We start from the raw sequence: 12,403 nt of genomic DNA on the forward strand, positions 1-12,403 counted from the left end.
GGCAAACACAATGATGCGAACGAGCGTACTTCTCGCCACCGCACTGGTGCTGACCGCCTGCGGTGGTGGTGGCAGTGAACAGACCGTGGATTACAGCGGCCGCAACAGCGGGCAGGTGTTCTACAGCTACCCGGCGGACCAGCAAACGCAGATATCGGTGCACGCGCCACTGGTGGTGCAGTTTTCCGAGGCGCCGGACCTGACGCTGGCCGACATCACACTCACCGGCCCGGATGGTGCCGTTGATGTGGATATGAGTGAGGCAGATCAGGGCCGCTCCGTGGTGATCACCCCGCGTCTGCCGCTGGCATTCAACAGCGACTACACCCTGAGCCTGAATGGTATGGATTTGCAGGGTTTCAGTGATGGCACCCTGAACTTCACCACTGGCTCCGCCGGCACGGGGCCGCAGGATCAGCAGCAGAACGCGGATGAGCTGGTGATCAGCCGGCAAATGCCGTCGGGTGGCGGCGACCAGCCCTTCATGGACTTCTCCACCGTTCACCTGCAGTTCTCGCAGCCACTGGATCGCACCACCGTGGATAACACCACGGTCAGCCTTAACGATGCCGGCGGCAACCCGGTGGCGGCCACCTTACTGGTGAGCGGCACACGGTTGACCCTGGATCCGCAGGACGACCTCACACCGGGCAGCGATTACACCCTGGAACTGGACAGCGCCCTGACCAGCAAGACCGGTGTCGCCTACAGCGGGGAAAACAGCTTCACTCTGACCCCGCAAGATTCCACCCCGCGGGAAACCCTGGTGCTGGAAGCCATGGCCGCGGATCCCACCAAGGATTGTGGCGAGGACGGTGTCATGCTGTCGCCGCTCAGTGGCGAGCCGATCAACTGCGTGCCGTTGATCGCCAAGTTGCTGGGTGACACCACGGTATCCAAATTGTCCGGCAACGTGTTTGCGGAACTGGCCTTTGTGCCGGACTTTCCGGACGCCACGCCGCTGCGTATCAGCAAGGGCTCACTGCTCAAGGGTGAGCCCCTTGAGGTGCTGATTGGCGGCCAGTTGCCGGCGGGTTTTGATTCCGGCGATGTCACCGTCAGCTTCCTGTCCGATGCCTCCGGCTATTTGTCGCCGGCCCCGTACAGTGCCGCCCCGGAAGCGCCGCGGCGGGTGCAGCTGACCCTGGATCTGGCTTTTTCCACCGCCGACTCCCGCGCCAACGGCGCCTTCACCCAGACGCTGTTGCAGGTCGAGCTGGTGGGGCGCGCCATTGTGGTCGATGGCCGCATGGTGATTGATGCGATCGGGGTGATTGAACCGGAAGTGTTAGGGGTGGAAACCGCCTACGGGGTGTTGAGTTTCCACATGGAATCCTACGCGGACCAGACCACCGCCCCGGAACCTGAGGTGGATATCACCGGCCCCAGCCTGCAAAGCTGGCAGCCCGGTGATTTCGCCGACCGTTTCCGCCCTGGCGACCCGGTGGTGCTGAACTTCGACGAAACCCCGAACCAGGAGTCCATCGTCCCCGGTTCCACCGTGACGCTTACCGAACAGGGCGCGGATGTGCTGTTCCAGTGGCGTCTCGACGGTGCGTCCCTGGTGCTGACACCGGACGATCCGCTGGCCTTCGGCAGCGACTACCAGGTGGCGTTCACCGATGGCGTGCAGGATCTGAGTGGTAACCCGGCGAACCCGGAAACCCTCGATTTCACCATGGTGGATGCCACCACCAACAGCCCGCGCACGCCCTACACCACCACGGTGTACCCCGGATATGGCTGCGCCATTGATCCCGGTAGTGAAGACCTGGGCAACGGTATCCAGGGTGAGTGCGCCAGTGCTTATCAGGATCAGGCCGGTGATCTGCTGCCCGTGCCCACATTGCCCGCCAACCGTGCCATCGAAGTGCAGTTCTCACGCAACATGGCGGCCGACAGCATGGTGCTGGGCAGCGCCTGCGGGCAAGGCAGTGTACGGGTAGAGAAAATCGACACCGCCGGTAATTGCCAGGAAGCGGTGCCCGCTCACCTGAGCGTGGATACCCGCAAACTGACCATTACCCCGCAACAGCCCTGGGAAGAGGGAGTGCTTTACCGGTATGTGCTGGCATCCCATGAGCAGGCCGGTTGCGCCGGTGAGGTGATCTGTTCGCAAGATGACATGCCTCTGCAGACCGCCCAGTTACTGGGGCCGGATGCGGACAAAGGCGGGCCGGATATGGCGATTGCCTTCACTGGCGCCGCGGCCACCGACAATGTGTTGTTGCCGCTGCGCAACCTGCCCAAGGCGGATGTGAATGCCAACTTCCTGCTCGACGACAGCGAAACCAAGGCCCAGGAAGAGCCACCGGGCAGCGGCCAGTATCCCACCCCGACCAATGCCGCCAAGCTGGCGGTGCTGGACACCGGCGGCATCGCCACGGCGGCAAACATTGGCTGCAATATCAACGAAACCTGCCCGGCAGATAAATTCACCTATCTCAATGGCGGTATCAACGCGGATATTGTGGGCTGGAACGAAGCTGAACAGGCGGTAGAGGTGACGCTGTATCCGCCGGTGTTGATGACAACCAACACCGACGTCTACGCGCAGATTGCCGGTCTGGTCAGCCCGAACGTGCCCACCGAGCCGTTGGTCATGCGTGCCCGTTATGCCGACGATGGCAGTGGCAACCGGACGCAGCCGCTAACCGGCTGGATCCGCTACGACGCCGCTGAAGATCAGTTGATGTTCGACACCACGCTGGATTTGTTGCTCGATGCGCCGGAAATGGAAGCGCCGCTGGGGCTGCCATTCAACCTGCACAGTTACCCGCTGGATGACCTCCAGCTGTCCGGTCCGGTGGATTTCCTTCCCGATGGCCGTCTGGTCATCGGTTTGGTGAGCCTGGCTGCGCAGAATATCGACGTGCGTATTGGCGGGGCATTGGCCACCATTGATCTGCAGATCCCGGAGGGTGGGGTGAACCTTACCTTCCAGAGCGGGTCCATCAAGAAACCGCAGTAACGCCACCGTCCCTGACGGTGATACTCAAGCCGGCCTGCGGGCCGGCTTTTTTGTGGATACGGATTCCCGGCCCAGCCTATGCCGCCCGGCCCCGTGTCGATATAATTCCCCACTCACTCGTTCCATGGTGCTTTTTATGGCTCACCGCACAGCTTTATACGACGCCCATCTCGCCGCCGGCGGCAAGATGGTGGACTTCGGCGGCTGGGATATGCCGATCAACTATGGGTCCCAGATCGAGGAGCATCACGCCGTGCGTCAAAACGCCGGCGTGTTCGATGTCTCCCACATGACCGTGGTGGATATTGCCGGCGCCGGTGCCCGTGATTACCTGCGCCAGCTGCTGGCCAACGACGTGGACCGCATTGATCCGGGCCGCGCCCTGTACACCGGCATGCTTAACGACAATGGCGGCGTGATCGACGACCTTATCGTCTATAAACAGGACAATGGCTACCGACTGGTGGTAAATTGCGCGACCCGCGAGACCGACCTGGACTGGATGGAAAAGCAGGCCGGCGGTTTTGCCGTGGATATTCACGAGCGCCCGGAACTGGCCATGCTGGCGATTCAGGGGCCGAAGGCCCGTGAAATCCTTGCGGAGCTGCTCAGCGGCGCCCGTGCCGAGGCAGTCAGCAGCCTGAAAATTTTTGCCTTCGCGCAGGACGGTGACTGGATGATCGCCCGCACCGGCTACACCGGCGAAGACGGCGTGGAAATCATGCTGCCCAACGCGGATGCGGTGACCCTGTGGGGCCAGTTGCTGGCCGCCGGCGTTGCGCCCATCGGCCTGGGTGCCCGTGACACCCTGCGCCTGGAAGCAGGGCTGAACCTGTACGGCAACGATATGGACAACACCATTACGCCGTGGGAAGCCAACATGGGCTGGACGGTGATGCTCAACGACCGGGAGTTCATCGGCCGCCAGCCGCTGCTCAACCAGCAGAAAAATGGCCATGGCGAACAGGTGGGCCTGATTCTGGAAGGCAAGGGCGTGTTGCGCGCCCACCAGAAAGTCTTGCTGGCCAATGGCGAAGAAGGGGAAATCACCAGTGGTACTTTCTCGCCTACGTTAGGCAAATCCATCGCCCTGGCGCGGTTGCCCGCTGGCGCTACCGGCAAGGTGGATGTGGAAATCCGCAACAAGCGCCAGGTTGCCCAGGTGGTCAAACCGCCGTTCGTGCGTAATGGCGAGGTAGTTTATAAAGAGCTGTAGCATTCGCGATGCAAGCATCGCTTCCCACGGCATCTGAACTGGACCGGGGTTTGTGGGAAGTCATGCTTGCATGACGAAGAAATTGGCACCCAGGCATGGCTTCAACGACAAGCCTGCAGAACATACAGATTTCGGCGTCATGCGTGCAGCATGCCGCGTGAAGCGTTAAACCAAGGAGACAACAATGAGCGAGATTCCAGCCGAGCTGCGTTATGCCGCCAGCCACGAATGGGCCAAGGTAGAAGGCGGTGTTGCCACCGTCGGTATCAGTGACCACGCTCAGGATGCCATGGGCGATCTGGTCTATGTGGAACTGCCGGAAGTGGGCCAGGTGGTGGCCGCCGGTGATGAAACCGGTGTGGTGGAATCCGTGAAAGCGGCCTCCGACATCTACAGCCCGGTGTCCGGTGAAATCGTTGAAATCAACGAAGCTCTGGAAGATGAGCCGGAACTGGTCAACAACGTTCCCTATGAAGGCGGCTGGTTGTTCAAAGTGCAGCTGACCGACGAAGGCGAGCTGGACAACCTGCTCACCGCCGACCAGTACCAGGCGCAGATCGATAGCGAATAATCGCGTAGCGATTATTCGCAGCTGCGAGCCGCGAGCTACGAGCTGCCAGGAAAAGATTTTTCTAGCTGCTCGTAGCTCGTAACTCATAGCTGATCCCCAGCGTTTTTTAGCGCTGCGGACCCAAAGCCAAACCCAACCTATCCAGGTAGCCCCATGCCCTATATCCCCCATACCCCCGATGACGTTCGCGCCATGCTCGACGCCATTGGCGCCGACAGCATCGAAGATTTGTTCGATGAGATTCCTGCGCACCTGAAAGCCGCTGGCAAGCTCGATGCCTTGCCAGAAGGCCTGAGCGAAATGGAAGTGACCCGGCTGATGAGCGACCGTGCTGCCCAGGATACCGGCGCGGTCAGTTTCATCGGTGCCGGTGCTTACCAGCACCACGTGCCGGCGGCGGTATGGGAAATTGCCACTCGGGGTGAGTTTTACACGGCGTACACCCCGTACCAGGCGGAGGCCAGCCAAGGCACCCTGCAGGTGATCTACGAATTCCAGACCCTGATGACTCGCCTCACCGGCATGGACGTGAGCAATGCCTCCGTCTACGACGGTGCGTCCGGTCTGGCCGAAGCGGTGCTGATGAGCCTGCGTGCCAATCGCAAGAGCAAGTCCCGCAAGGTGCTGGTGCCCACTGCCTTGAACCCGCGTTACACCAGCGCCACCCAGGCCATCGTGGAAAACCAGGACGTGGCGCTGCAAAGGGTCGGGTTTGATGCCGCTACCGGGCAGACCCCGCTGGATGCCCTGAAAGACTTTGAAGGCGAAGACTATGCGGCGCTGGTGATCAGCCAGCCTAACTTCTTCGGTTCACTGGAAGAAGTGGATGCGCTCACCGACTGGGCCCATGCCAACAAGATGCTGGTCATCGGTGTGGTGAACCCCACCTCTCTGGCGCTGCTGACGCCTCCCGGTGAGTGGGGCACAGAGGGTGCGGATATCGTTGTGGGTGAAGGTCAGCCGCTGGGTGTGCCGTTGTCCTCCGGTGGCCCGTATTTCGGCTTTATGTGCTGCAAGCAAAAACACGTTCGGCAAATGCCGGGCCGCATCATCGGCCGCACCGTGGACATGGAAGGCAAACAGGGTTTCACCCTGACGCTGCAGGCCCGCGAACAACATATTCGCCGCTCCAAGGCCACCAGTAACATCTGTACCAACCAGGGCCTGGCCATGACGGCGGCGACCATTTATACCTCCCTGCTTGGGCCGGACGGCCTCGGCAATGTGGCGGCCCATTGCCATGCCAACACCCAGGCGCTGGCCGACAAGCTCACCGCCATCGACGGTGTAGAGCGTGCCTTCACCGCGCCCACCTTCCACGAAGTGGTGCTGATCCTGCCGAAACCGGCGGATCAGGTGCTGGCGGCCCTGGCCGAGAAAGACGTGCTGGGCGGTGTGAGCCTGGCCGGCGACTATGACATGAACAATGCGATCCTGGTGAATGCCACCGAAGTCCATTCCGAGCAGGATTTGCAGCTGTTCGAACAAGCCCTGAAGAGTGTCCTCAACGAATGGAGGGAAATGGCATGAGCGAGACACAACTGATTTTCCAACTGTCTCACCCGGGTCGTAGCGCCACCTCCCAAGCGCCCAAGGCGCTGGCGGAGGACAAGCTGTCCGCCATTCCTGCGCACCTGCGTCGCAAGGAAAAGCCGGGGCTGCCGGAAGTGTCTGAAATGCAGGTGGTGCGTCACTACACCAACCTGTCCAGCAAGAACTTCGCCATCGACAAGCAGTTCTATCCGCTGGGTTCGTGCACCATGAAGTACAACCCCCGTGGTGCCAACCGGGCCGCCATGCTGCCGGGCTTTCTCAATCGTCACCCGCTGGCGCCGGAAAGCCACAGCCAGGGTTTTCTCAGCTGCATGTTCGAACTGCAGAACTTCCTGAAAGAAGTCACCGGCATGAAAGGCGTCTCCCTGGCGCCCATGGCCGGTGCCCAGGGTGAGTTTGCCGGCGTCGCCATGATCCGTGCCTATCACGATGCCCGTGGTGACGATCAGCGTACTGAAATCCTGATCCCCAACGCCGCCCACGGCACCAACCCGGCCACTGCCGTCATGTGTGGCTACAAGGTCCGTGAAGTGCCGGTCGGCCCGGATGGCGACGTGGACCTGGACGCCCTGAAAGAAGCCTGCGGCCCACAGACCGCCGGCCTGATGATGACCAATCCGTCCACCTGTGGCGTGTTCGAACGGCAGATTGAAGACATCGCCAAAGCCGTCCACGAAGCCGGCGGGCTGCTCTATTACGATGGCGCCAACCTGAACGCCATCCTTGGCAAGGTACGCCCTGGTGACATGGGCTTCGACGTGATCCACATGAACCTGCACAAAACCTTCGCCACTCCCCACGGTGGCGGCGGTCCCGGTGCCGGCCCGGTGGGTGTGTCTGAGCGTTTGTTGCCTTACCTGCCCACGCCCATGGCCGGCCAGCGGGACGACGGCAGCTACCACTGGATCGATACCGATACTCTGGATACCAGCATCGGACACCTCAGTGCCTTCATGGGCAATGCCGGTGTGCTGCTGCGCGCCTACTTCTACGCCCGTTCCTTGGGCCGCGAAGGCATGATCCGCGTGGGTGAATTCTCCACCCTGGCCGCCAACTACCTGCTCAAGCGACTGGAAGCCGTGGGCTGCACCGCTGCCTATCCGGATCGTCGTGCCAGCCACGAGTTCATCCTCACCTTCGCGAAAGAAGCGAAAGAGCTGGGTGTTACCGCCATGGATATCGCCAAGCGCCTGCTGGACTACAACCAGCACGCGCCCACCACCTACTTCCCGCTGCTGGTGCCGGAGTGCTTCCTTATCGAGCCCACCGAAACCGAAAGCAAGGAAGCCCTGGACGAATTCGTGGAGGCCATGGCCGCGATTCTGGAAGAAGCGCGCAACGAACCCGACATGGTGAAAGAAGCGCCCTTCACCCAACCGGTCCGTCGCCTGGATGATGTGAAGGCGGCAAGAGAGCTGGACCTGACCTGGAGCGAATAAGAGACGCAGCACGCAACAGGCTTCATGCAATACGCATGAAGCGATTAAAACCCGGCGAAAGCCGGGTTTTTTATGCCGCTTCGCGGCTGCAACACGCTTCACGCAACATGCAGCACACAAAAATCAAAAGCGGATTTACCACAGAGGGCTCAGAGTTCACGGAGGGTGGATTTCGGAGTATTGCTGTTCTCGCTGTAGGAGCCCCACTGGAGGGGCGAACAAAACCCAGGATCAAAGACCCTTCGTTCGGCAAGCTGAATCTCCCACCCGCCTACCCCCGATCCAGCGGACTGATTACCCCCAGGCCTCCCCGATTCATCACATGCAGATAGCGCTCGGTGGTCGACACATCGCTGTGGCCCAGTAGTTCCTGCACTGTGCGAATGTCGTAGCCGCTCTCCAGTAACCTTGTAGCAAATGAGTGTCTAAAAGTATGCGGGCCGCAGAGCTTAACAATCCCGGCTTCCTGCGCAGCATGCTTGATCTGCTTGCGAATGGTGTCCGGATGATAGGGAACCTCTGAATAACTCCTTGCGTACTCAGTCTTCCAGGCTGGTTCGCAATCTAGGCGCGCTTTTGAAGGTGTATGTCCATCCATCGAAAAAGTGCAACAACGAGTGCGAGCCAGCCAGGAAGACCCGAAGGGCGTGGCCTGAAGCGCACATCTGCTGCGCCTTGCCTTTCGGAAAGGGAGCCACCCTGACCATCAAGGCAAGACACAACAGCTGCACGCTTCAGGACACGCTGAGCATGCAAGGAGTTATTCAGAGGTTCCCTAGTGATGGCGGCGAATAATGCCAGTCTGTGGGTCCCGGGCGGGCTCGCGGGAAGGGAAAATGAATTGCCAGCCCAGCTGTGATGCTTGGCCGGAGTACTTTCTCGCCAGCGCATAGGGCACCCATGCGGGGCCAACCCCGTTCTCCCTGTCCTGTTTGTAATAACTGCTGGCCAGATCGATCTGAAGCTTCAGGCGCCCATGTAATTGTCCGGCAAGTACGGTGACGCGATCCTTGTTTCCTTTTCCTTCGCGAACAATGAGCTGACACTGGCCGAAATCAATATCCTTGATTCTTAGTCGCAAGGCTTCGGAAACTCGCAATCCGGAACCATACATAAGCTCAGCCATCAGTTTGAATGGATCTGTTAGCTGCTCAATGATGGCGCGTGCTTCTTCGTCGGTAAAAACGACGGGAGGCCTGCGAGGCTTGCGTGATTGGCGAAAATCCAGCGCCGGGAACTCGATCTTGAGAAATTTTCGGTAGAAGCAGTTCAATGCATTCAGGGCTATTTTCTGCGTGGCGGGGCTGCAATGCCTCTGGGTAGCGAGATGAGTCAGAAAAGCCTGTATCTCCGGGGAGCTCATTTCGCGAGGATGCTTGCGGTCATGGTGGCGGATATAGGTAACCACCCAATGAACATAGGTTCGTTCAGTCTGATAACGATAATGATTGGTGCGCAGCCAGGCGCGGAATTGATCCAGTAGCCTGACAGGCTTATCAGGAATGGAAACCGGAATATCTCTGGTTCTATTGTTCATCATATTCTCCCTACCCATAGCAGGCTGGGGCACGGGAGACCCCGTGCTCAACAGAACGGGGCGTAAATAGCCGTAGGAGATATCGCAAAATTCGCTAAGTCGTTGATCTTTGGTTCGGGTTGCGACTTAAATGTGCATCGAAGCCCCGGAAATAGGCCGCTCGTTCGAGTTTTGTCAGATGGGAAGGGTTCTCACTTTTGGGGTAAGTTGTTAAGGGTTATGGGTTTTTCAGCATTACATGCTGTAGCCTGTTAAGAATTATGTCGAAAAAAGATATGTCGAACCGTTCGACTGAATACGCTGTTCGGCGTCACTGAGGAGTTGTCATGGAGCTTAGCCCGGCAGAACAGTTCGCTCATTCGACGGTCCGTATCGAATGCGATCTAAACGGCGGCGGTGTCAGTACTGGAACAGGATTTTTTTACGCTCTTAATCGCAGCGATACGCAGCATGTGCCAGTCATCGTTACAAACAAGCATGTCGTTGATGGGGCTGTCCGGGGTAGGTTTCTACTGACCCTTCGCAACGGTGAAGGCGGTCCAGACATCGGAAATACCAAGGCTTTTCAACTCGATAATTTCCAGGGGCGTTGGATCCCTCATCCCGATGCGGATGTTGACCTGTGTGTTATGCCGATTGCCCCTCTACTACGTGAAGCAGAGGCTACGAACACGCAGTTCTTCTTCATCACTATGGACAAGGAACTGATTCCATCCGCCGCTGATCTCGAAGATATGCTTGGGCTCGAAAGCATCATGATGGTCGGGTACCCCAACGGCCTGTGGGACAGAGTCAATAACCTCCCCATATTTCGAAAAGGCGTTTTGGCATCAGATTACAAGCAAGACTGGAATGGTCGTAAAGAGTTCTTAATCGACGCTGCATGTTTTCCTGGCTCTAGTGGGTCGCCCGTATTGTTGTTCGAGATCGGTAGCTACAAAACTCGAAAAGCCACGGTCATGGGTTCTCGCATCAGGCTTCTTGGGGTGCTTTATGCCGGTCCGCAGCACACTGTCGAGGGCGACATTAAGGTTGTAACGGTGCCAACCCAACAAAAGGCTGTTGCGGTTGCAGGCATTCCAAATAACCTTGGGATCATAATCAAATCTGAGCAGTTGCTTGTTTTTGAGGGGATGGTGAGGTGACGCCGAACAAATCGTTGCAGCGGACGTTTGACCCGCCACCTACTTTTGCTGCCGCAAAAGCAGGCGTCGCCTCAAACGCCGCTGAACTCAGGCGTTATATGAGTGGAGAGCCATGCGCCTGCGCGAGTTAAATGAAATGGGCGGGGCCAGAATTGAAGAGGCCCTAAGGGCTGCTTCAGTGTTCTTTGGCTATTGGTTTTTTGCCAAAACACTTGTTCGGATAATTGATGCCTGGGGACCGGCGTGGTGGATAAATTACGTCGTACCTTTCGTGGTAAGCGATTGGAGCTGGGGTGCATGCGTGGTTTTTGGTTTCTCTCCGGTACTGCTGGGGTTCTTGGGGTTTGTCATTTATCGCCCCCGTAATTCTTGGGCGAGCTGCTCATTTGCTCCAGTAGGAATGATTTTCTGGTTAGCTGTGCTGTGGTTCATATAACAAGCCAAGGCAGTGGGAAAAATTTTGCTTCGCTGCGCTCAAAACGCAAAATCTGCCTCTGCTTGGGGCGTTACGCTTGATTCTATGGACGTAGGAAATATAGGCCACAAAGAGTTCTTTGTATTGGCCTTTAAAGCTGGCTGTGTATTTTTCTTCAGCGCTCTTGTCGGAATGGTTGGCGGGGTGCTTCCTGTCATAATCTCATGCTTGATCTTCATTCCATTGATAAAAAGGGTGCCAAAGAGCAACCTGAAGAGAAGGGCGGTTTGTCTGTGGCTAGCGGTCTTTAGCTTTTTGGTCGCGAGCCTGGTTGTGGGGACGCCGTATGAAATTAGGATTGTGTAAAGCTAGCAAGTCCGTCCACGCGACAAATGCATGACTGCTGATGTTATATTTCCAAGTGAACCCCTGAAAGGAATCACCGGTGTTTAAAGTAAAAGCAACCCAGCATGTGCTGGCAGTCAAGGATCTCGAAACCACGGAAAACTACTTTCTGGACAAGCTTGGGTTTTCCGTCCGCTTTCGTGTGGACGGTTGGTCCTTCCTGAGCCTGGGCAGTTTTCATCTAATGGTAGGCCATTGCCCGGACGAAATGTCTGCCGGTGATACTCGCGAGCATTCGTATTTCGCCTATGTGAACTGTGAGTCCATCGACGACCTTTACCAGGATTATCAGAAGCGTGGCGCTGATATTTTTCAGGAGATAGCGGATAAGCCATGGGGATTGCGTGAGTTTGGCGTAGCCACACCGGACGGTCACCGGATCATGTTTGGTGAAGATATTGATTCAGACGGGCCGTAAATTAGGCCGATACGACTTACGGGGCTGCACGCCAGGCCCCTCATTCTCCGTTTCAGTGAACACGCCCCCTCCCCGCTAGTCCCCCGGCCATTAATATGCTATCCAGAAGTCATTCAGCAATGAGGATGAATGGATGCATTTTCTCAAGGCAACCTTGATTGGCGGGGTGGCATTTCTTATCCCGGTTGTTGTGCTCATGGTGGTGTTTGGCAAGGCGTTTGAGCTTATGTCGCGCCTGGCGGCGCCGGTGCAGCGCTTTGTGCCACTGGAGTCGATTGGCGGGGTTGCGGTGGCGGACCTGGTGGCCGTTTTGGCGATGGTGCTGGTGTGCTTCCTCGCCGGTCTGTTTGCCATGAGCCGGGTGGCGCGGCGGTTTTACCATCGTCTCGATGGGCTGTTAATGCTGTTGCCCGGTTATGCCTTTATCAAATCTTTTTCTCAGTCCTTGTCGCTGGACGCAAGCGGGGAGGCATTAATGGTGCCGGTGCAGGTGCGCTTTGATGATTATTCGCAACTGTGTTTTGAGGTGGGGCGCGCCGATGACGGTGAGGTGACGATTTATCTGCCCGGTGCGCCGGATCCCTGGTCGGGTTCGTTGATTCGGGTTACAGCGGATCGTGTTGAACGGCTGACAATCAGTATGCCGCAGGCGGTGAGTTATATTCGTAACCTGGGCCGTGAGCGAGGTGCTGGAAAGGCGAGTTAACGGTCTGTATGGTCATAGAGAACCTG

Annotated in this window: 11 protein-coding genes; 9 read left to right on the forward strand and 2 right to left on the reverse strand. The window is 58.0% G+C overall.

Annotation, left to right across the window (positions count from 1 at the left end):
• The first annotated feature begins 10 nt into the window (after window positions 1-10).
• The 5 genes from F1529_RS02130 (at window position 11) to gcvPB (ending at window position 7,751) form a co-directional block, all read left to right on the forward strand.
• Window positions 11-2,971, forward strand: coding sequence for an Ig-like domain-containing protein (locus F1529_RS02130; protein ID WP_155131734.1), 2,961 nt, complete (start codon window positions 11-13; stop codon window positions 2,969-2,971).
• Window positions 2,972-3,107: 136 nt separating this feature from the next.
• The gene (gene gcvT, locus F1529_RS02135; RefSeq protein ID WP_039926692.1) at window positions 3,108-4,187 is read left to right on the forward strand and encodes a glycine cleavage system aminomethyltransferase GcvT; all 1,080 of its coding nucleotides are present in this window, start codon (window positions 3,108-3,110) and stop codon (window positions 4,185-4,187) included.
• Window positions 4,188-4,371: 184 nt separating this feature from the next.
• Entirely contained in the window at window positions 4,372-4,758 is a 387-nt protein-coding gene (gene gcvH / locus F1529_RS02140; protein WP_007151349.1) for a glycine cleavage system protein GcvH, read from the forward strand.
• Window positions 4,759-4,911: 153 nt separating this feature from the next.
• The gene (gene gcvPA, locus F1529_RS02145; RefSeq protein WP_155131737.1) at window positions 4,912-6,288 is read left to right on the forward strand and encodes an aminomethyl-transferring glycine dehydrogenase subunit GcvPA; all 1,377 of its coding nucleotides are present in this window, start codon (window positions 4,912-4,914) and stop codon (window positions 6,286-6,288) included.
• Window positions 6,285-7,751: an aminomethyl-transferring glycine dehydrogenase subunit GcvPB gene (gene gcvPB / locus F1529_RS02150; protein ID WP_155131740.1), complete on the forward strand. Its 1,467-nt coding sequence runs from the start codon at window positions 6,285-6,287 to the stop codon at window positions 7,749-7,751. The genes gcvPA and gcvPB overlap by 4 nt, the downstream gene beginning before the upstream one ends.
• A 271-nt stretch (window positions 7,752-8,022) precedes the next feature.
• Here the strand turns inward: gcvPB and F1529_RS02155 are convergent, their stop codons facing one another.
• Entirely contained in the window at window positions 8,023-8,349 is a 327-nt protein-coding gene (locus F1529_RS02155; protein ID WP_155131743.1) for a tyrosine-type recombinase/integrase, read from the reverse strand.
• Window positions 8,350-8,526: 177 nt separating this feature from the next.
• Complete coding sequence (locus tag F1529_RS02160) at window positions 8,527-9,288, reverse strand: integron integrase (protein ID WP_196220352.1); 762 nt, start codon at window positions 9,286-9,288, stop codon at window positions 8,527-8,529.
• 326 nt (window positions 9,289-9,614) lie between these two features.
• Here F1529_RS02160 and F1529_RS02165 point away from each other — a divergent pair, with 326 nt between their 5' ends.
• The 4 genes from F1529_RS02165 (at window position 9,615) to F1529_RS02180 (ending at window position 12,377) form a co-directional block, all read left to right on the forward strand.
• Window positions 9,615-10,433, forward strand: a complete 819-nt coding sequence (locus tag F1529_RS02165; protein WP_155131749.1) for a serine protease — start codon at window positions 9,615-9,617, stop codon at window positions 10,431-10,433.
• A gap of 112 nt (window positions 10,434-10,545) precedes the next feature.
• Complete coding sequence (locus F1529_RS02170) at window positions 10,546-10,869, forward strand: hypothetical protein (RefSeq protein WP_155131752.1); 324 nt, start codon at window positions 10,546-10,548, stop codon at window positions 10,867-10,869.
• Window positions 10,870-11,293: 424 nt separating this feature from the next.
• Complete coding sequence (locus tag F1529_RS02175) at window positions 11,294-11,671, forward strand: VOC family protein (protein ID WP_370456933.1); 378 nt, start codon at window positions 11,294-11,296, stop codon at window positions 11,669-11,671.
• Between the two features lie 133 nt (window positions 11,672-11,804).
• Window positions 11,805-12,377 carry a DUF502 domain-containing protein gene (locus F1529_RS02180; protein WP_155131755.1) on the forward strand — a complete coding sequence of 191 codons (573 nt, stop codon included), beginning with the start codon at window positions 11,805-11,807 and terminating at the stop codon, window positions 12,375-12,377.
• Window positions 12,378-12,403 lie beyond the last annotated feature (26 nt).

Origin of the sequence: Alcanivorax sp. VBW004 (assembly GCF_009718865.1) — a bacterium.
Classification (GTDB): domain Bacteria; phylum Pseudomonadota; class Gammaproteobacteria; order Pseudomonadales; family Alcanivoracaceae; genus Alcanivorax.

Excerpts from the sequence above, each read along its gene's own strand:
- F1529_RS02130 (WP_155131734.1), top strand. The coding sequence starts at position 11 with ATGATGCGAACGAGCGTACTTCTCGCCACCGCACTGGTGCTGACCGCC.
- gcvT (WP_039926692.1), top strand. The coding sequence starts at position 3,108 with ATGGCTCACCGCACAGCTTTATACGACGCCCATCTCGCCGCCGGCGGC.
- gcvH (WP_007151349.1), top strand. The coding sequence starts at position 4,372 with ATGAGCGAGATTCCAGCCGAGCTGCGTTATGCCGCCAGCCACGAATGG.
- gcvPA (WP_155131737.1), top strand. The coding sequence starts at position 4,912 with ATGCCCTATATCCCCCATACCCCCGATGACGTTCGCGCCATGCTCGAC.
- gcvPB (WP_155131740.1), top strand. The coding sequence starts at position 6,285 with ATGAGCGAGACACAACTGATTTTCCAACTGTCTCACCCGGGTCGTAGC.
- F1529_RS02155 (WP_155131743.1), bottom strand. The coding sequence starts at position 8,349 with ATGGATGGACATACACCTTCAAAAGCGCGCCTAGATTGCGAACCAGCC.
- F1529_RS02160 (WP_196220352.1), bottom strand. The coding sequence starts at position 9,288 with ATGAACAATAGAACCAGAGATATTCCGGTTTCCATTCCTGATAAGCCT.
- F1529_RS02165 (WP_155131749.1), top strand. The coding sequence starts at position 9,615 with ATGGAGCTTAGCCCGGCAGAACAGTTCGCTCATTCGACGGTCCGTATC.
- F1529_RS02170 (WP_155131752.1), top strand. The coding sequence starts at position 10,546 with ATGCGCCTGCGCGAGTTAAATGAAATGGGCGGGGCCAGAATTGAAGAG.
- F1529_RS02180 (WP_155131755.1), top strand. The coding sequence starts at position 11,805 with ATGCATTTTCTCAAGGCAACCTTGATTGGCGGGGTGGCATTTCTTATC.